The sequence below is a fragment of the Saccharothrix sp. NPDC042600 genome, from assembly GCF_040647305.1.
In the GTDB taxonomy this organism is placed as follows: domain Bacteria; phylum Actinomycetota; class Actinomycetes; order Mycobacteriales; family Pseudonocardiaceae; genus Actinosynnema; species Actinosynnema mutabilis.
This window is the reverse complement of sequence record NZ_JBEZBW010000053.1, coordinates 36,026-55,784: the sequence shown is the minus strand read 5'-3', so window position 1 is coordinate 55,784 and position 19,759 is coordinate 36,026. Positions and strand designations below refer to the sequence as shown.

General features: G+C 72.8%; 13 protein-coding genes. 3 read left to right on the top strand and 10 right to left on the bottom strand.

The genetic code is table 11. The features are described from left to right. Positions 1-105: 105 nt before the first annotated feature. Genes AB0A74_RS27100 through AB0A74_RS27090 form a run of 3 tightly spaced genes read right to left on the bottom strand, consistent with a single transcriptional unit; the run spans position 106 to position 3,418 of the window. Positions 106-1,077, bottom strand: a complete 972-nt coding sequence (locus tag AB0A74_RS27100; protein WP_358253689.1) for an MsnO8 family LLM class oxidoreductase — start codon at positions 1,075-1,077, stop codon at positions 106-108. Positions 1,078-1,110: 33 nt separating this feature from the next. Continuing rightward, complete coding sequence (locus tag AB0A74_RS27095; RefSeq protein WP_358253687.1) at positions 1,111-2,190, bottom strand: acyl-CoA dehydrogenase family protein; 1,080 nt, start codon at positions 2,188-2,190, stop codon at positions 1,111-1,113. A 7-nt stretch (positions 2,191-2,197) separates the two neighbouring features. Next, positions 2,198-3,418 (bottom strand): family 16 glycosylhydrolase, encoded by a 1,221-nt coding sequence (locus AB0A74_RS27090; protein WP_358253685.1) that lies wholly within the window; start codon positions 3,416-3,418, stop codon positions 2,198-2,200. Positions 3,419-3,576: 158 nt separating this feature from the next. Here AB0A74_RS27090 and paaZ point away from each other — a divergent pair, with 158 nt between their 5' ends. Then, a complete protein-coding gene (gene paaZ, locus AB0A74_RS27085) occupies positions 3,577-5,604 on the top strand; it encodes a phenylacetic acid degradation bifunctional protein PaaZ (RefSeq protein WP_358253684.1) in 2,028 nt (675 codons plus the stop codon). Between the two features lie 207 nt (positions 5,605-5,811). Here the strand turns inward: paaZ and AB0A74_RS27080 are convergent, their stop codons facing one another. After that, positions 5,812-6,828 (bottom strand): phosphatidylinositol-specific phospholipase C domain-containing protein, encoded by a 1,017-nt coding sequence (locus tag AB0A74_RS27080; RefSeq protein WP_358253682.1) that lies wholly within the window; start codon positions 6,826-6,828, stop codon positions 5,812-5,814. Positions 6,829-7,008: 180 nt separating this feature from the next. Between AB0A74_RS27080 and AB0A74_RS27075 the strand changes: the two genes are divergently transcribed. Continuing rightward, complete coding sequence (locus AB0A74_RS27075; protein WP_358253680.1) at positions 7,009-7,848, top strand: aldo/keto reductase; 840 nt, start codon at positions 7,009-7,011, stop codon at positions 7,846-7,848. 28 nt (positions 7,849-7,876) lie between these two features. On the opposite strand, the gene AB0A74_RS27070 is transcribed toward AB0A74_RS27075, so the two are convergent. Beyond that, a complete protein-coding gene (locus AB0A74_RS27070; protein ID WP_358253679.1) occupies positions 7,877-8,527 on the bottom strand; it encodes an MOSC domain-containing protein in 651 nt (216 codons plus the stop codon). 121 nt (positions 8,528-8,648) lie between these two features. Here AB0A74_RS27070 and AB0A74_RS27065 point away from each other — a divergent pair, with 121 nt between their 5' ends. After that, entirely contained in the window at positions 8,649-9,371 is a 723-nt protein-coding gene (locus tag AB0A74_RS27065) for a hypothetical protein (RefSeq protein WP_358253677.1), read from the top strand. A gap of 298 nt (positions 9,372-9,669) precedes the next feature. Here AB0A74_RS27065 and AB0A74_RS27060 read toward each other — a convergent pair whose 3' ends face one another. The 5 genes from AB0A74_RS27060 to AB0A74_RS27040 all read right to left on the bottom strand — a co-directional run bounded on the left by AB0A74_RS27060 (position 9,670) and on the right by AB0A74_RS27040 (position 19,709). Then, positions 9,670-10,338 (bottom strand): peptidylprolyl isomerase, encoded by a 669-nt coding sequence (locus AB0A74_RS27060; RefSeq protein WP_358253675.1) that lies wholly within the window; start codon positions 10,336-10,338, stop codon positions 9,670-9,672. Positions 10,339-10,480: 142 nt separating this feature from the next. Next, positions 10,481-13,402, bottom strand: a complete 2,922-nt coding sequence (locus tag AB0A74_RS27055) for an AAA family ATPase (RefSeq protein ID WP_358253673.1) — start codon at positions 13,400-13,402, stop codon at positions 10,481-10,483. Positions 13,403-13,499: 97 nt separating this feature from the next. Beyond that, positions 13,500-13,709 carry a hypothetical protein gene (locus AB0A74_RS27050; RefSeq protein WP_358253671.1) on the bottom strand — a complete coding sequence of 70 codons (210 nt, stop codon included), beginning with the start codon at positions 13,707-13,709 and terminating at the stop codon, positions 13,500-13,502. After that, positions 13,706-16,537, bottom strand: a complete 2,832-nt coding sequence (locus tag AB0A74_RS27045; protein WP_358253669.1) for a type 2 lanthipeptide synthetase LanM family protein — start codon at positions 16,535-16,537, stop codon at positions 13,706-13,708. Before AB0A74_RS27045 ends, AB0A74_RS27050 begins: the two co-directional genes overlap by 4 nt. 883 nt (positions 16,538-17,420) lie before the next feature. Beyond that, positions 17,421-19,709, bottom strand: a complete 2,289-nt coding sequence (locus AB0A74_RS27040; RefSeq protein WP_358253667.1) for a VanW family protein — start codon at positions 19,707-19,709, stop codon at positions 17,421-17,423. Positions 19,710-19,759: the final 50 nt, after the last annotated feature.

Genomic DNA, 19,759 nt, shown 5'->3' with positions numbered 1-19,759 from the left:
GTCGGTGCGGCAGAGCTGGCGTTGACGCCGGACCGCACCCTGCTGACCGACCCGGCGGCGACCCTGCCGATCACCATCGATCCGCATCGCCGCTCGTCGCCCGCGTCAGCCTCCGACCGTCGGCAGGTCGGCCAGGAGGCGGTAGGAGTCGAGCAAGGCGGCGCGGTCGTACGTGCTCGTGGTCACCAGGACCTCGTCCGCCCCCGTCCGCGCCCGCAGCCCGTCCAACGCCTTCGCGACCTCCGTGGGCGTGCCGAAGACGTGGCCCCGCAGGGCCTCCTCGAAGTACCGGCGTTCCCGCGGGCGCATCGCCAACGACAGGATGTCCTCGGGCGCCCGCAACGCCGGGAACTCCCCGCGGGTCCGCGAGTACGCCATCGACCAGGCCTCCGGAACCAGCAACCGCCAGGCGTCCTCCGTCGTCGGAGCCACCGCGACGGCCAACGACACCACCACGTACGGCTCGGCAGCCCAAGCCGAAGGCCGGAAAGAGGACCGGTAATCGGCGATCGCCGACACCATCGCCTCCTCCCCGCGGAACCCCCCGATCACCAACGGCAACCCCGACCGGGCCGCCACCCCCGCCCCCGCCCCGGTCGCCAGCACGAACGCGGGCACCGCACGCCCCGGCGCCGGATAAGCCCGCACCCCCGCCGTGTCGGCGAAGTACGACAGCAGCTCACCCACCTGCTCCTCGAACCCGTCGGCGTCCACCGGCCCCAACGCCCGCCGCACCGGCTCGGTGAACCCCACCGACCGCCCCAACCCCATGTCGATCCGCCCCGGGAACAGCGAATCCAGCACCCCGAACTGCTCGGCCACCACCAACGGCCGGTGGTTGGGCAACATCACCCCGCCGGTCCCCACCCGGATCCGGGACGTCGCCGCAGCGACCGCCGCCGCCAGCACCGTCGGCGCCGACCCGGCCACCCCCGGCACCCCGTGGTGCTCGGACACCCAGAACCGGTGGTACCCCAACGCCTCCACCGCCCGCGCGAACGCGACCGTCTCCCGCAACGCCTCGGCGTGCCCCACACCCGTCCGCGTCCGCGACCTGTCCAGCACCGAGAGCTTCACACCAAGGACAACACCCCCGCCGGCCGCGCGATTTCACAACCGGCTCGTGTCCACCGCCACCCCCAACCGCACCGCCCCGTAGGTCTCGAACAACCGCCGCGACACCAGCCCGTGCTGCGCCGCCACGTGCGCGTCCCGCAGGCACCGCTGCAACGGCGAGTCCGCGAACACCGCGCTGCCGCCACCCAGGTCGAACGCCAACCGCGTCACCGAAGCCGCCTCCGCCGCCGCGTGCGAACAGGCCAACCGCAGCCGCGCCCGGTCACCCACCCCCACCGGCACGCCCGCCACCGCGTCGGCCCACCGCGCGGCCGTCTCCGCGTGCAGGAACGCCCGCGCCGCGGACAACCGCGCCTCCGCCGTCGCCAGGTCGATCTGCGCCGACGCCTGCGCGGCCGGCACCGTCGAGGTGTACTGCGGGGTCTTGACCACCGCCAACGCCGCCGCCTCCTCGACCGCCCGCGCCGCGATGCCCAACCCGACCGCCGCCACCCCCAACGCCAGGAACGCGATGAACGGGAACCGCGCCAGCGGCGCGTCCACCTCGGCGGCGGCCGGCCACACGGACCGCCGCAGCGGCACGAACTCCCCGGACACCTCCCACTCGTGCGACGCGGTGGCCCGCAACCCGGCCGCGTCCCAGGTGTCGTGCACGGTCACCGCCGACCGGGGGAACAGCACGAACCGCGGACCGTCCGGCGTCACCGCGCCGCCGGCCACCCAGGTGCACAGCGGCACCGCGCTGCCCCACCCCCACCGGCCGGTGACCCGGTAGCCGCCGTCCGCCGCCACCGCGCGCCCCACCGGCGCGGCCGTCCCGGCGACCACCGACGTGGGCGACCCGAACACCTCCGCGGCGCCGTCCGCCGGCAGGTACCAGGCCAGCGCCGACGTCGCGCTGGTCGTCATCGCCGTCCACCCGGTGGACCCGTCGGCCCGCGCCAGGCCCTCCACCGCCACCAGCCACGACGGCAGGTCCATCTCCCCGCCGCCGAGCGAGGCGGGCGCGAGCATGCGCGTCGCACCCGCCTCGACCAGGGCCGCCACCACCGGCGGGGTCACCACCCGGTCCCGTTCGGCGGTCGCGGCCTCGGCGCGGATCAGTTCGTCCATCCACCGATCATGCCGCAACGGTCCACTTCTGGTTGGCGCCGCCGGTGCACGTCCACAGCTGCAACCTGGTCCCGTTGGCGGACGAGGCGTTCTGCGCGTCCAGGCACTTGTTCGCCGGGATGTTCACGATGTCGTTCGCCCCGCTGACCGCCCACTGCTGCGCCCCGGTCCCGTTGCAGTCCCACAACTGCACGAGCGTGCCGTCCGCCGTGCCGGCCGCCGCCGCGTCCAGGCACTTGCCCAGGGCGCGGATCGTGCCGTCACCGGGACGCGTCCACTGCTGCGCCGCCGTCCCGTTGCAGTCCCACAGCTGGACCGGCGTGCCGTTCGCGGTGTTCGCGCCCGCCACGTCCACGCACTTCCCGCCCACGCCCGTGATCCGGCCGCTCGTGCCACTGTCCGGAGTGGACACTCGCACGTAGTCGATCACGAACTGCTGCGGGAACACCGTGGACGCGTCGGGGTAGCCGGGCCACTCGCCGCCGACGGCGAGGTTGAGGATGATGAAGAACGGCTTGTTGAACACCCACTGCCGCCCGCCCAGGTCGGCGGGCGTCCGCCGCTGGTACACGTGGCCGTCCACGGACCACGCGATGCCCTGCGGCGTCCAGTCGACGGCGAAGGTGTGGAAGCCGTCGGCGAAGTTCGGGCCGTTGTAGGCCATGCCGATGCCGCCGGCACCGGAATAACCGGGGCCGTGGATCGTCCCGTACACCGTGTTCTGCTGGTGCCCCAGGAACTCCATGATGTCGATCTCGCCGCTGTTGGGCCAGCCGACGCTGCCGATGTCCTGGCCGAGCATCCAGAACGCGGGCCAGATGCCCTTGCCGCGCGGCATCTTCATGCGCGCCTCGACCCGGCCGTAGGTGGTGGTGAACTTGCCGGAGGTGTTGATCCGCGCGGAGGTGTACTGGCAGCGGCCGTACCAGCAGTTGTAGTTGCCCGGGTTCTCCTTGCGGGCGGTGATCACCAGGTTGCCCGCGCCGTCGAGCGCCGCGTTGGACGCCGAGGTCGTGTAGTACTGGTGCTCCCGGTTGTTCCCGCCGTTGTCGCCGACCTCGGTGTTCCACTTGGCGCCGTCGACGCGCGTGCCCGCCGGGCCGTTGAACTCGTCGGCGAACGTGACGGCCAGCGGCGCGGGCCCCGCGGCGGGCGCGGCGTGCGCCGCGGGCGCGGCGAGCCCTCCCAGGGCCAACGCGACCGCGCTGACCAGCACTCGTGTCCTCATCGACACCGGTCCCTTCCGTGAAAAAGGCGGCCTTTCGGTGCAGCGGCGTGGCCCGAAGTTACTGCATCGCCTTTAATCAAGTCACGATGAAAGTACGGGCGCTTTACTGTCGCTAGGCCGGGACACCCACCGGCACCCGACGAGGAGGTCGAGACCCGATGGCCATGCTCCGCAGCTACGTGTCCGGTCAGTGGCACACGCCGTCCGTCGAGGGCGTCCCGCTGCACGACGCGGTGACCGGCGAGGAGATCGCCCGCATATCGTCGGCGGGCGTCGACATGGCGGCGGCCCTCGACCACGGCCGGCGGGTCGGCGGTCCCGCGCTGCGCGAGCTGACCTTCCACCAGCGCGCCGCCCTGCTCAAGGCCCTCGCCTCGCACCTGCGCGAGCACCGCGACGAGCTGTACGCGCTGTCCGCCCGGTCCGGCGCGACCAGGACGGACTCGCTGATCGACGTGGACGGCGGCATCGGTGTGCTGTTCGGCTACGCCGGCAAGGCCAAGCGCGAGCTGCCCAACGCGTCGGTCTACGTGGACGGCGGCGTCGAACCGCTCAGCCGGGGCGGCACGTTCCTGGGCCAGCACATCGCCACCCCGCTGCGCGGCGTCGCCGTGCAGATCAACGCCTTCAACTTCCCCATGTGGGGCCCGCTGGAGAAGTTCGCGCCCGCGTTCATCGCCGGCGTCCCGTCGCTGATCAAGCCCGCCTCGCAGACCGCGTACATCACCGAGAAGCTGGTGTCGCTGATGCTGGACTCGGGCCTGCTGCCCGAGGGCTCGGTGCAGTTGGTCTGCGGCAGCGCGGGCGACCTGCTCGACCACCTCACCGAGCAGGACCTGGTCGGCTTCACCGGCTCCGCGTCCACGGCCCAACACCTGCGCACGCACCCGGCGGTGGTCCGGTCGTCCGTGCGGTTCAACGCCGAGGCCGACTCGCTGAACTGCTCGATCCTCGGTCCGGACGCCGAGCCGGGGACGCCGGAGTTCGACCTGTTCGTCAAGCAGTTGGTCAGCGAGATGACCGTGAAGGCGGGCCAGAAGTGCACGGCCATCCGCCGCGCCCTGGTGCCCGCCGGCCTGCTGGACGCCGTCGCCGAGGCCGCCCGGGAGCGGCTGGCGAAGGTCGTGATCGGCAACCCGGCGAACGAGTCCGTGCGCATGGGCGCGCTGGCGGGACTGGAGCAGCGGGAGGAGGTGCGGCGGTCGCTCAAGGCGTTGCTGGAGGCCGGCGACGTCGTGTACGGGTCGCTGGACCGGGTCGACGTGGTGGACGCCGACGCGGAACGCGGTGCGTTCATGTCGCCCGTGCTGCTCAAGGCCGACCCCGACCGCGCGCAGCCGCACGAGGTGGAGGCGTTCGGGCCGGTGTCCACGTTGCTGCCCTACGACGGTGTGGAGCAGGCCGTCGAGCTGGCGGCGCGGGGGACGGGCAGCCTGGTCGGGTCCGTGGTGACGTACGACGCGGACTTCGCGCGCGACGTCGTGCTGGGCGTCGCGCCGTGGCACGGGCGGCTGCTGGTGCTGGACCGGGACGACGCGAAGGAGTCCACGGGCCACGGCTCGCCGCTGCCGGCGCTGGTGCACGGTGGTCCGGGACGGGCCGGTGGCGGTGAGGAGATGGGCGGCATTCGTGGCGTGCTGCACCACATGCAGCGGACGGCCGTCCAGGGCAGCCCGCGGGTGCTGACCGCGGTGACGGGGCGGTGGGTCGCCGGTGCCGAGCGGAACACCGAGGGTGAGCACCCGTTCCGGAAGTCGTTGGCGGAGTTGCGGATCGGCGACACGGTGGTGGCCGGGCCGCGCACGGTGACGTTGGAGGACATCGAGCACTTCGCGTCGTTCACCGGGGACACGTTCTACGCGCACATGGATGAGGAAGCGGCGGCGGCGAACCCGTTCTTCGGGGGGCGCGTGGCGCACGGGTACCTGGTGGTGTCGTTCGCGGCGGGGTTGTTCGTGTCGCCGGAACCGGGGCCGGTGTTGGCGAACTACGGGTTGGAGAACCTGCGGTTCCTGACGCCGACGTTCCCGGGGGACGAGCTGACGGTGACCCTGACGGCGAAGCAGATCACGCCGCGCGAGGACCAGGAGTACGGCGAAGTGCGTTGGGACGCCGACCTGGTGAACCAGAAGGGCGAGTCGGTGGCCAAGTACGACGTCCTGACCCTGGTAGCAAAAACCCGCTGACCCCAGCCGCCCGAGCCTGTCGGCTCAGGGCACATCACTCCGCCACGCTCGCTTGGTGCTCGTAGGATCGTCGGATTGCTCAACAATCCGACGATTCTACGAGCACTTCGCCGCGCTGGCCCGAGCCCGGCGCTACCCGTCCGCCGCGCCTGGTCCGCTCGCCCGTGCCCGCTCCGCCTGGCCGTCGGACTCGCCTGAGCGGTGCGGTCAGACCGAGTAGCCCACGATCGCCGGGTCCAGCCAGTCGCTGGACACGATGGTCGCCCCCTTGCCCGCGAGCAGGCGGACGCGGGCCTGGGCGTCGGCCACGGACGGGGTGCGGGCGTCGATGGCCGGTGCCACGGAGTGGGCGTCGGTCATGACCACCAGGTAGTGGCCACCCAGGTAAGAGTCCCCAGGGTGGCTCGCGTAAGCGCTCGCGCTGCCGTCGAACGCCACGAACCACGGTGCCCGCGCCCCACCTCGATCACCGACCCGCGGATCCGACTGCGACGCCCCGTTGATCGCGGGGAACGCCAGCGCCGACGACAGGGTGCCGCTGTTCCGCGCGGCGATCAGGCGGTCCGCGTACTCCAGGTCCGTGTCGTAGTTGTCGAACGGGTTCTGGGCCTCGAACGTCCCGACCTCCACCAGGATCAAGAACTTCCCGGTCAACGCCGCACGGCTCGGCCACGCGCCGGCGCGGGCGGCGGCGTCCAGGGTCGGGTGGGTGCCGATCAGGTGGGCCGGGCCGAAGACGGATCCGGCGCCCAGGTGCTCGGCCACCAGGCGGTCGAACTCGTCGGGGCCGTAGCCGCCCCGGTCGTCGAAGCCGTTCTTGAACTCGACCTTGAGCACGACCGGCGGGTGGTTCGGGTTGCGGTCGTGCCAGAGGCGGATGTTGCGCAGGCAGCCCGCCAGGTTCTGGTTGCGCGAACCCGTGCGCAACTCCTCGTACGTGGTCGCGCGGGCGCAGTTGTTGGTGTTGCCCGGGTCGTGGCCGACCTGGAAGTCGCGGCTGAAGAGGAAGTTGGTCCAGACGTCGATCTCGACCATGCCCGGTTTCTTGTCGAGCACGTCGACCAGGTACGGGGCGGCCTGCTGGGTGTAGGCGTTGTGGACACCGACAGCGGTCCCGCCGGTGGCGGTCCCGGTCGAAGCCGGTTCGGCGACGGCCGTGCCGGCGAAAGCCGATCCGGACAGCACGGGCAGGAGCAGGGTCACTGCGGCTATCAGACGCTTCATGGTGGTGGCTCCTCGATCGTCTCGACGACGAGCCTAGGGACATGAAGAATATTCGCGATGTCCGCCGGATGGACGAAGCGCCGATTTGTTCCGACCATCTCTCTCGGCGAAACGGGGAACACCTCCCGACTCCGTCAGGTTGGCGAGAGGGAACGTCACCTGACAAGAGGAGCACCTGAGGTGTCCGAGACTTTCTCGCTCGGTGGGGACCTGACCGTCAACCGCCTGGGCTACGGGGCCATGCGGCTGACCGGCGAGGGCATCTGGGGGTACCCGGCCGACCGCGACAACGCGATCGCGGTGCTGCGCCGGGCCGTCGAGCTCGGGATCGACTTCATCGACACGGCCGACTCGTACGGCCCGCACGTCAACGAGGAGTTGATCAAGGAGGCGCTGCACCCGTACGCCGACGGCCTGGTCGTGGCCACCAAGGCGGGTCTGCTGCGCACCGGCCCGGGTGAGTGGCCGATCCTGGGCAAGCCCGAGTACCTGCGCGCGTCCGCCGAGGCCAGCCTGCGCCGGCTGGGCGTCGAGCGCATCGACCTGTTCCAGCTGCACCGGATCGACCCCGACTACCCGCTGGAGGACCAGGTCGGCGAGCTGCGCAAGCTCCAGGAGGAGGGCAAGATCCGGCACATCGGACTGTCCGAAGTGGACGTCGAGCAGCTCAAGGCGGCACAGGCCGTCGCGCCGATCGTCAGCGTCCAGAACCTCTACAACCTGGCGAACCGGCAGCACGAGGCCGTGCTCGACTACACGACCGAGCACGGCATCGCGTTCATCCCGTGGTTCCCGGTGGCCAGCGGCGAGATCGCCCGACCCGGCGGCGTCCTGGACACGGCCGCGCGCGAGCACGGCGCCACCCCGGCGCAGCTCGCGCTGGCGTGGCTGCTGCGGCGCGCGCCGAACGTGCTGCCGATCCCGGGCACCTCCTCGATCGCGCACCTGGAGGAGAACACCGCCGCGCGGACGATCGAGCTGACCGACGAGGAGTTCGAGAAGCTCTCCGCGCTGGCCTGACCCGACACGGCCGGTCGGGTGCGGTCGGTCAGGCGGGTTTGCCGGTCAGGCGGCGCTCGACGCGGTCGCGCAGGTTCTCCGGGAGGTGGTCGCCCGCGTCGAGCAGGCGCGGCAACAGGGCCGGTTCCAGCGTGACGGCGCGGAAGGTGAGCCCGATCGTGACGTCGTGGCCGGGGCGGTCGAGCAGGACCGCCTCGTCCCCGGCGGCGACCAGCCCCGGTTCGAGGACGCGGAAGTACGCGCCGGGCGTCGCCTTCGCGGTGAACGCCTTCACCCAGCCGTCCCGCTCCATGATCCGCGCGAACGTCGAGCACGGGATGCGCGGCCCGGTGACCTGCAGGACCGCCGTGCCCACGCGCCACCGTTCGCCGAGGACCGCGCCGGTCAGGTCCACGCCCTCGGTGGTCAGGTTCTCGCCGAACAGGCCCGGCGCGAGGTCGCGGCCCAGCTCGGCGGACCACACGTCGAGGTCCTCGCGGGCGTAGGCGTAGACGGCCTTCAGCTCGCCGCCGTGGTTCTTGGTGTCGGCGACGAAGTCGCCCTCGACGCCGCTGCCGGACTCCGGCGCGTGGACGTGCACCGGGCCGGTGACGGGTCGCTTGGCGATGCCGGTGTGGTCGAGCGTGGCGGCGTTGAAGTCCATGCGGGTGCCGGTGTTGACCGAGAGCACGTGGGGCATGGTCGCCACGGTAGTCGAGCCGCCCGGGGAGCCGGGGCGTCGGTGGACTTTGGTGGTTCCCGCGCGGGGCCGGGGGCGGGTGCGCAAGGATGGGAGGCGTTCACCGTTCCGTGGGGGAGTCATGCGCAGGTCCCTGGTCCCGTTGCTGCTGTGCCTGGTCTTGTCGGCGGGCTGCACGACCAGGACAGCCCTGCCGACACCGACCCTCGGCCCGCCCGCGCCCGACGCGGGGACGCTGGTCAGGACGCTGGTCGACCGGTCGGCGGAGCAGTACTCGGTGCGGTTCGAGGCCGAGCAGACCATGTCGAGCCGGCGGATCCGCCAGGAGGGCGGCCTGGTCCGCTCGCGGGACGCCCGGCTGGTGTCGCTGCGCGAGGACTCGGTGGACGTCGTGGTGCTCGCGGACGCGGGCTACTCGCGGTCCGGTGGCGGTGGCTGGACGCGGCTGAGCCGGGTGGACCGCGCGCCGATCAAGTCCGGCGCGCCGGTCGAGGCGGTGGCCGACGAGGTGGACCCGCGGTCGGTGGTCGGCTCGCTGCGCGGGTCGCTGCTGGTCCAGACGGGCGAGGAGACGATCGACGGCACCCCCACCCGCCGCTACACGCTGCTGGTGGACCTGCGGGTGCAGGCGGACCAGACGACGGACCCGACGCGGCGGACCCAGCTGATGGCGGCCTACGAGTCGGGCTTCACGGCGACCGCGACGGTGTGGGTGGGGCCGGGCGACCTGCCGGTGCGCGTCGAGCAGACCCTGAAGACGCTGGAAGACAAGACCTTCCAACAGACCGAGCACACGTTCCGGGACTGGAACGCCGACATCCGGGTCACCGCGCCCGCCTCCTGAGCCCAGCGCCCGGGCCCCGCCAACCCCCGCCCGGCCACGACGCACCCCGCGCCCGGGCCTCGTGAACCCGCGCCCGGCGGCGACGAGCCCCGCGCCCGGCGGCGACGAACTCGGCGCCCGGCGGCGACGAGCCCCGCGCCCGGCGGTCAGACCCGTGCCCCGCGCCGTGCCGTGGTTCCCGCGTTCCTTGTTCTACGGGACGCGCGGGGAGCCGGTTGGTCGCGGATCCTGTATGTCGCACGATCGGGTGATCATCCCCGGCCGGTCGCCACAGCCACCCTACCAGCGGTTTCCGGTCTCAGCAGGTGCGCTTGGCCCGGCTGATGTCCACCGGCTCGGCCGGTCGCCCGTCCACCGGGGCCGGGTTGTCCGGGGTCGGCGCGATGCCCTTCGCCGCGATCCGGTCCAGCGTCGCGAGCCCCGCCTCGTCGATCCGGCCGAAGACCGTGTAGTTCGGCCGCAGCACCGAGTCCGACGTCACCAGGAAGAACTGGCTGCCGTTGGTGTTCGGTCCCGCGTTGGCCATGGCCAGCGTGCCCCTCGGGTAGATCCGGCGCTGGCCGGTCGGGTCGCCGGGGGCCGGCTGGAGGTTGGTGGGCAGCTCGTCCTTGTACTTGTACCCCGGACCGCGCTCGCCGGTGCCGCTCGGGTCGCCGCACTGCAGGACCTTCAGCGTCGGGTACGCCGTGAGCCGGTGGCACGTCGTGTCGTCGTAGAACTTGTTGCGCACCAGGTGCAGGAAGCTCTGGACGGTGCACGGGGCCGCCGCCCGGGTCAGGGTCAGCCCGATGGGGCCCTGGGACGTGGCGAGGACCACCGACGCCGTGCCGTGCGACGGCGTGCGGCGCGGGTCCGGGGGCAGCTTCACGGGGCGGGCCGCCGGGTCGTCCGGAGTGGCCGTGTACGCGCACGGGCCGCGGGTGACGTCGGACGCCGCAGACGATTCCGCCGCAGACGACTCCGCCACGAAAGTCTCCGCCGCAGACGACTCAGCCGCGCCGGAGGCGGCGGCCGTGCCGGGAGCGCCGACCGCGAGAAGTGCCGTTGCCACCGCAAGTGCCAGGAAGGTCCTCACGCCCACCAGTCCTAGCGAACGGCGATCCCGCGCACTAGGGCCGGTCGGAGGGTGAGAGGTCGGCGGCCAGCGTGCTCAGCGACTCCCGGTCCGGCTGGCACGTCTTGGTGATCAGGCTGGCGACGTGCTTCTCCACCGTCCGCGGCGAGATGTGCAACCGGGTCGCGATCGCCTTGTTCCCCAACCGCCCCGCCAACAGCCGGAACACTTCGAACTCCCGCACGGTCACGCCCAGCGCCCGCAGCTCGCGCGGCACCTGCTCGACCCCGGTCCGCCGCTGCGGCACCGACGCCCCCACCTGCCGCAACAGGCCCCGGCACGCGCTGGCCACCGCCGTCGCCCCGCCGGCGTGGAAGTACTCCTCCGCCCCGCGCAGCCACGCCACCGGCTCGCCCCACCCGTCGCGCACCGCCGCCTCGGCCACCAAGCGCAACCCCAGGAACCGCGCCAGCGGGTAGATCGCCGCCGCCTCCCGCGCCTCCCGCACGGCCGCCGCGGCCTCCTCCTCCCGCCCGTCGCGCCCGAGCAGCACCGCCAGCGCGAACTGCCCGAACACCCGGTTCCACCGCATCCCGGCCGCCGCCGACCGCGTGATCTCCGCATAACCCGCCAGGTCGAGCGCACCGCTCAACGCCCCGAGCAGCAGGCGCAACCCGTGCGTCCCGGACAGGTGGAACGTCGTGGGCGTCTCGGCCTCGTAGGCCATCGCCCGCGCGACGTCCTGCTCCGCGAGGTCCCGGTCCTCCTCCAACAACGCGCAGAACGCCCGAGCCAGACCGAAGCACAACGGCCGTTCCTGCGACCCGATCCCGCCCAGCTCGTGGAACCGCGCGACCGCGCTGTCCACTTCGGACCGCTTGCCCTGGTGCGCGGCGGCGGTCGCCTGGGCCATCAGCACGTACAGCGTCATCGGCTTGAGCTGCAACCGCCGCGTGCCCTCGCCGCACACCGCGAGCTTCTCCTCGGCCACGGCGTACTCGCCGCGCAGCACCGCGTCCAGCCCGAGGATCGCGTCCACGTTGTACGCCACGGTGATCGCGCCGACCCGCAACGCCTCCTCACGCGCCTCGACCAGCTCGACCACCGACCCGTCGGCCAACCAGTCGATGCCCGCCAGCCGCACGGTCGCGTACGTCCGGTGGATCGGCAGCCGGTTCTCCTCCGCCAACTGCCGCGCCCGCAGGAAGTGCCCGGTCGCCTCGCCGAGGTCGCGGTCGCGCGCCAGGATCCCCAGCAGCTGCAACGCCTCGCACGCCACCTCCGGCAACGACGCCCGCGACGCGGCCTCGGCGGCCCGTCGCGCCAACGCCTCGGCGGCGGAGATCCGGTCGGGCCGCTGCGCCTCCAGCGCCAGGAACGCCGCCACCGCGTCCACCCGCGCCAGGCGCGAGTCGTCGGCGTCCGGACCCAGCAGGGCGCGGGCCGCGTCCACCTGCGCGCCGCCCTCCGCCAACCGCCCCGACAGCCACGCCACGCGCGCCAGGATCGTGTGCAGCTCGGCCCGCCGCACCGGCGGCAACCCGGCCGCGCTCAGCTCCGCCACGGTGTCGGCCAGCGCGAACGCCCGCTCGAACTGCCCCGCCTCGCCCAGCGCCGGCAGCAGCGACCGCAGCACGTCCGCCCGGATCGCCACGTCCACCCCGCTGGCCAGCAACCGGTGCGCGTGGTCGAGCAGCCGCACCGCCGACCCGGCCGCGCCGTCGGCCAACGCCCGCCGCCCCGCCTCCGCCAGCAACTGGCCCGCCTCCGCGGTCTGCCCCGCGTCCAGCCGCAGCGACGCCACCAGCGGGCACCACTCGCCGGGCAGCTCGGGGTGCAGCCGCAGCACGGCGTCCGCGGTGCGCCGCGCCAGGTCCGCCCGGTGCGTCGGCGTCAACTGCGCCAGCAGCGCCTCGGCGGTCAACGGGTGGCGGAACGCGTACCAGTCCGGCACCGGCTCGTCCGGCGTCACCAGCTGCGCCGCGACCCCGGCGTGCAGGTGCGACAGCAGCGCCCGGTCGTCCAGGCCGGTGACCTCGCGCAGCACCGACAGCGGGAACCGGTGCCCCAGCACGGCCGCCGCCGACAGCAGCTCACGGCCCTGCGGCCCCAGCCGGTCGGTGCGGTGCGCGATGGCCCGCACCAGCGCCGTCGGCACGTCGATGCGCAGCTCGCCCAGCACCTGCCAGCCGCCGGGCCCGCGCACCAGCGACCCGCCGCTGACCAGCCCGTGCAGCATCTCCTCGACCACGAACGGGATGCCGGCGCTGTCGGCCCACAACCGGTCGGCGACCGCGTCGGGCACCTCCCCCGCGGTCACCTCCAGGCAGGAGGCGACCATCTCGCGCACCATCGGCTCGGTCAGCCGGCGCAGCTCCAGCAACGTCCCCGCGGCCCGCTGCGCCGCCAGCCGGACCACGTCCAGCGCCGGGCCGGGGTCGGCGCGCATGGTCACCAGCAGCGCGACCGGCGCCTGGTCCAGGTTGTCCACCAGGTAGTCGATGACCGCGAGCGTCTCGGCGTCCGCGTCGTGCAGGTCCTCCAGCACCAGCAGGCACGGGTGGGTCCGCCCGACCAGCGCCAGCAGCCGCAGCACCGCCTCGGCCAGCACGACGATCGAGTGGTTCTCGCGCGGCTCGGCACCCCACTCGGGCACCAGCCGGCCCAGCGCCGACTGGTAGGGGCCCAGTTCCCGCAGGTCCGGCGCGTCCCCGCCGCGCAGCAGCGACATCAGCGCCTCGGCCAGCGGCCGGAACGGCACCAGCGGCCCGATCGTGGACCCCCGGCCGCGCAGCACCCGCATGCCGCGGTCGAACGCCGACCCGGCGGTCACCCGGGCCAGCCGGGTCTTGCCGATGCCGGGTTCGCCGACGAGGAACACCGCCCGCCCGCGACACGCCGCCGCGTCGGCGAGGGCCTGGTCCAACACCCGGAGTTCGTCGTCGCGGCCGACCACGACCGGCGCGCGGGTCTGCATGGCCCGACCTTAGTCAAGCGCACGCCGAACTGCCCGCACCCCCAGTGTCCGCGCGGGCAGTTCGGCTCCTTCGTGCGGTGTTACCCGTTGACGCGGGTCACCGGATGACGGGCGCGCTCACCGACGTGCTGTCGGCGAGGCTCGCGGCGACCACCGCGTACGCGCCCACGGCCAGGGTCAGGCCGGCCAGCGCGCGAGCCCGGGCGCCGGTCTTGTTCTTGCGGGTCAGCGCCATCTCCCCGGCGGGGTGGTCGCCGTCCTGGTCGTCGCGCCAGGTGGGGACCTCGTCGTGGTTGGCGTCGCTCATCGGGGGTTCTCCTTGGAGGGGTAGGGACTTGCGGTGGGGTCGAGCACCAGCACGGAGGGCGTCCGCTCGGGGAAGCCCAGGCGCAGCAGGCCGTAACCGATCCCCGACAAACCGGTCAACAGTCCCGCCGACGGCACCCCGCCCGGGGTGCCGCACCGCGCTCCGTACTGGTCCAACGCGCCGAGGACGAGCCCGGCGCGCCGGGTGAGCATCGCCGACGCGAGGTCGTGCCCGCGTTCGGCGAGGACGGACAGGGGTTCCAGCACGCCCAGCTCACCATGGCACAGGCTGAGGTCGCGCAGCGGTTCGTGCACCGCCAGCGCGTTGAGGCACCGGTCGAGGTGCAACGTGTGGGCGTCGACCGGCTGATCCGGGTGCGCCGAATGCGCGAGCACCGCGCCGGCCAGCCCGGAGCACCAGCTGTGGTCCGCTTCGCCCACGTCCAGGAGGCGTTGGCGCAGCGCGTGGTCCGCCCGCAGGTGGGACCGCCCGGCGACGGCGTAGCGCTGGTCGTGCGCCAGGCGCGCGTAGCGCAGCAGCGCCCAGCCGACCCCGGCCCGGCCGCGGGCGAACCCGTCGCCGGTCGGGGTAGCGGCGAGCAGGCGGTCGGCGTAGGAGCGGGCCAGCCGTTCGGCCGCCGGGAGGTCGCTTTCCGCGTGCACGGCGGTCATCGCGGCCAGTCCGCCGGCGCAGCCCTCCACGATGTTCGCGGGGTCTTCACCGAGCGCTTCCACGGCCGCCGCGATCTCGACGGCTTCGGTCAACCAGCCCGAGATCTCGGCGTCGTCGAGCAGGTTCGCCAGCCGTGCCAACGCGTAGCAGATGCCGCCCAGCCCGTGGAACGCGCCGCTGCCCACCGCGACCGCCAGTTCCGCGTCCGCCGCGAACGACCGCAGCAGCGCCGGCACCGGGGCGAGGGCGTCGCGGGCGTACTCGGTGTACCGGCCGGCGCCGGTGAGCGCGCCCAACTGGGCCAGGAACAGCGCCACGCCGGTGTAGCCGTTGGACAGGCCCGCGCCCATCGCCGAGACCGCCCAGTGCCGGTCGTCCACCAGTTCCAGGCCCACCCAGTTGACCCGGCGGCCGTCCGCCGTGGCGTGCGCGAGGACCTCGTCGGCGATCCCGCACGCGGCGACCAGGAGCCGTTGCGGGTCCGGGACGCCGGCGTCGAGCCGGGCCGGGACCGCCGCGCCCGAGCGGTGGTCCACCGGCCGCGGGCGGCTGGCCAGGGCGGCGGTGATCAGCCATTGCTGGTCGTGCCGGTCCACCTCGTCCAGCTCGGCGATCTTGCGCTCGACGGCCTCGATCCCGGTGGCGGGCAGCAGGTCCGCGATCCGCTCGCCGCACGCCGTCCACACGTCCCGGCTGCCCGGCCGGGTGGTGAACAGCGGCACGTCACCGGCCCACAGGTCGGTCAGCTCGTGCGGCACCAGCGCTTTCAGGACGGCCTCGTCGGACTCGTCCCACAGCAGGTCCATCGCGGCTTCCCGGTCCCGGGCGGCGCGCAACGCGTCCGGGTGGGTGGACTCGTCCAGGAGGGTCGCGTAGAGGTGGGTCATCCGCGGCACGAACCGCACCGGCAGGTCGGCGAACGCCCGCAGCAGGCCGCGGTCGCCGAGGAGTTCGTGGCGGTGGTCGTAGAGCGCGTCGTAGCCGCGGCGGAACCCGGCCAGCAGCGCGCCCTCGTAGTCCGCGGGCTCCGCCTCGGCCTCGCCGACGCGCGGCCGGTTCACCGCGGGCGGCAACGGCGCGGGCCGGCGCACGAGCCGCATCCGGTCCGTCCCCGGGTGCTGCCAGGTGACCCCGACCGCGGCCTGGTGCTCGTCCCCGCCGACCCCGCCGATGTCCAGCGCGCCGTGCTCGCCGAGCAGCACCCGCGGCAGCACGGCCGTCCGGTGCACCGACCGGGCCAACGCCCGCACGGCCGGGTCGCTCGGGATGCCGACGGTCGGGTGGAACAGGGTCTCGACGTCGATCAGCACCGGCTGGTCGCCGTGCGCGATCAGGTTCTCGTAGTGCATGTCCGTGCCGTCGACCGCGTACAGCAGGGCGAGCAGCGCCCCGAGCCGGTGGTAGAACCGCCCGACCCCTTCGACGTCCGCACAAGCCTTGTGCTCGACGAACTCCAACCACCCGTGCGTGTCCCGCGCGACCACGGCCGGCGTGCGCAGGTCCAACCCGGTGTGCCCGTCGAACCAGCCCAGCAGCCCGCCGAAGGCCTGGTGCAACCCGACCGGCCGGGGCTTGTAGACGACCTTGCGCCCGTCGGCGAACGTCACCACGGCCACCGCGCGCCCGCGCTGGTGCACGTCCCCTTTGCTCTCCACGACCGCGATCGGTCCCGGGTCGCGGTTGTCGAGCAGGGTGCGGACGATCTCCGTGCGGTCCTGGGAGAGCCGGTCCAGCAGCTCGCGGTGCGCGTGCGCGGCGTGCAGCCCGGCCTGGCCGAGCAGTCGGGCCAGCACGGGGTAGCGGCGCAGGACGTCGGCGAGATCGACGTTCTCCACGAAGTGCGCGAACCGGTCCTGCGGGGTGTCGCCTTCCAGGCGGCCGGCCAGCCGCGCGAGGTTCAGTTCGAGGACCAGCGTGCGGGCGGCGATCCGCGCGAGCCGGTGCCCGAGGTCCTTCGCGAACGAGCGGTCGGCGGCGAGCCGGGGATCCAACGCCACGGCCCCGCGCACCAGCGGCCGGAGCGCGAACGCGAAGGCGTCCAACCAGTCCCCACCGGGGAAGTTGGCATGGGCCGCGGTCGCGGTGGCGCGTTCCACGAACGCGGCCCATGCCGGCCGCCCGAGCGGGGCGACCAGTTCGGGGGCGGTCCCTCGCACACCACCTCGCCACCAGGAGGCGGGGAGCGCGTCTAAGGCGGAAGGGATCACCCTCCCAACCTGACACCCCCACCCCCACCCGCACATGGGGGCACACCCCCCAGATTCCTCCCGACCCAGCATCCACACCGCACCAATGCGGAAAGGCCGGTACAAGCAGCACCCCTTCCGACACGCAGCACCGCTCGACACGCAGCGCCGCTTCGACGCGCGCAACTCCGCTTCGACGCGCGCAGCGCGGAGCACAGGGGCCTGGTGAGGTCACACCCCAACCCGGGCTTCTTGCTTGTGTCATCTCCGTATGGCCTGCCCGAAGGGCTACCACACTTTTGGTCGGGTGCAGCCGAATTTTTTGTGAGGAACGAGCAAAAAATTTAGCGGCACCCGGCCAAAAGTGTGGTTGGCTCCGCCAGGCCATACGGAGATGACACAAGCAAGAAGCCCCCGCTCTTTCTTTTGCTTTTGTCATCTCCGGCGGCCTGCCCGCCGGCGAGGCTCTTTTAAGCTCTTAAACCCAACGCTCACGCTCTCAAGCCCTCGCTTCGCGGGTCTTCACGCAACGCGCTCCGCGCTCTCAAGCTCGGACGCGCTTCGCGCTCGAAAGATCAAAAGCGCCTCGCCGGCGGGCAGGCCCCCGGGGGTGGAAGGGCGTCGGTTCGTTCCCCGTACGGCCTGCCGGAGGCAACCACCCTTTGGGGTTCTTGGCAACCGGAAAAGCTGGTTGCCAAGAACCCCAAAGCGCGGTTGGGCTGCGCCCAGGCCGTACGGGGAACGAACCGAGGCCCTTCCTTGGGCTAAATAGCCCTGCAAAAGCGCGCGCCTTCGGCCGCGAAAAAACAACGCCTACGGCGTGTGGCCGTAGGCGTTGGGTTTGCCGCGTGCGCTAGCCGGCGGGTGGGGCCTCGCAGACGATCTTCGGCGACGGGTCGTACTTGACCGTGCGCGACTCCGACCGGGTCTGGCCCGTCCGACGGTCGGTGATGGTCCGGGTGTCCGTCACCGTGAAGCCCTGCGCGCCGTTGCTGGGCACGCACGGCTGGGTCGTCTTCTTGATCTCCTGCGGCTCGGTGAAGTTCGTCCGCTCGCTGGTCGAGCCGCTGACGTCGTAGTTCTTCGTCCCCCACAGCACGATCTTCAGCGAGGACGGGGTCCAGATGGTCTGGATCGCCACGCCGGTCTGGTCGGGGTTGGTGAACTTGATGTCGATCAGGCTGTTGCCCGCCCCGTCCATGAACACCGTGGCCTCGCGGCCCGCCGGGTAGCGGGAGATCCAGTAGCTGTGCTCCTTGTGGCCGGCGTCCTTCATGCCCGCGTGGTACGCCGCGTTGTAGAGCGTCGTCGCGAACTGGGAGATGCCGCCGCCGACCGCGCGGCCGGGAGCGCCGTTCTCGATGATGCCCGCCTCGACGTAGCCCTGGGCGGTGCCGCGGGGGCCGGTGAAGCCGTTGAGGGAGAAGGTCTCGCCGGGCTTCACGATCGCGCCGTTGACCTTCTGGGCCACCACGCGGATGTTCACGCCCGAGTCGGCCGCGAAGCCACCGGTCTGGAACTCGCCGATGACCTCCTTGATGCCCATCTGGTTGGCCTGCTCGGTGGTCACCTTGGCGGGCGACTTCTTGTACTCCGCCTTGATCTCCCGCTGGTCGGCGCGCTTGAGCACCTCCAGGTACGGGACCAGCGACTTCTCCCAGTCGATGGTCAGCCCGTCCACGGACGGCTTGACGGTGGGCCGGCCGCCCTCGAACACGATCTCGGCGTCCTTGCCCTCCTTCTCCGTGTCCTTGAGCTGCGGGCCGGCGGCCTCCACGACCTTGTTGTTGTCCACCTTGACGGTCAGGCTGCCGTCGTCGGCGGGCTCGAAGACCAGGGTGGCGAAGAGCTGTTCGGGCGTGAGCGTGGCGTCCTTGCCCTCGCCCTTGACCACGACCGGGGACGCGACGGCGGGCTTGGCGACCTCGTCCAGCGCCTTGCGCACGCCCTCCTTGGTCGTCTTGACCGGGGTGAGCGCGACCGGCAGCTCGACGGTGCCGCCGTCGGCCCAGTCGGCGAGGAGCTTCTCGCGGGCGCCGTCGGCGTCGAGCTTCTGGCCCTGCTTCGGGTCCACGGCGACGGCCGTGCCGCCCTCGAACTTGATGGTGCCCTCGGCCGGCTCGTGGTCGGTCTTGACGCGCAGGCCCTCGACCGCGGCGGACAGCTTGCCCTGGTCGCTGCGGGTGGCGAAGCCGACCTCGCGGGAGGTGAAGAACGACGTGACGCGGGTGATCGGGGACAGCGGCTGGTCGCCGGCCCGCTCGAAGGTGCCCGCCCAGTCCAGCTCCAGGCCCGCGGCCTTCGGATCCACCTCGGTGTCCACGTCACCCGCGCGCGCCTTGACCGGCTTCTCCAAGCGGGGGCCGATCTCGGCGCGCAGCTTCTGCTCGGCGTCCTGGTGGCTCATGCCGCCCACGTCGACGCCGGCCACGGTCACGCCGCGCGGCACGTTGCCGCTGGAGACCAGGATGTCCAGGCCGTAGAGCAGGACGAGCAGGCCGAACACGCCGGCCGCGACGAGCGCGACCTTCTTGCGGCTCTTGCGGCGCTGGTCGTCCTCGTCGGCCTGCGTCTCCTCGTCCACCATCACCGGGCCGAGGACGGTCGCCTCGGGCTCGCCGACCGGGGTGGCGAAGACCGTGGTCTGCTCGGACGGGGACGGGTTGCGCGGACCGTCCTGCGGGCCGCCGAACGCGCGGGTCTCGTCCATCGCGCCCCGCGGGCCGTTGAACGCGTGCGTCTCGTCGTACGCGCCCTGCGAGCCGGTGAAAGCGCGGGTCTCGTCGGACGCGGCCTGCGGGCCGGGGAAGGCGCGGGTCTCGTCGGCGGGCGGGGTCAGCTTGCGGGTGACCTCGTCGGGGTGGGGGTTGGGCACATCGTGGGTGACGCCGGCGGAGGCCTGGAGGTTGCCGCTGTCGATGTACTGGGTCGCCTCGGAGGGTGCGACGTCCCGCACGGTGCGCGCGGCGGGCTCGTCCGGCTCCTCCTGCGGCCAGGCGTCCTCCTCCTGGGGCCACTGCGCCTCACCGGCGGACGGCGCGGAGCCGTTCGTCGGGTGCTCCGAACCGGTGCCCGACGGGCGGACCGGCTGGAACGCCGTGGTCCGCTCAGCGTCGTACTCCGGTCGCTGGTTCTCCGGCACCGCTCCCCCTCTTGCCTCTCCGCAAGGTCCTGGGACTGCTTACCCGACCG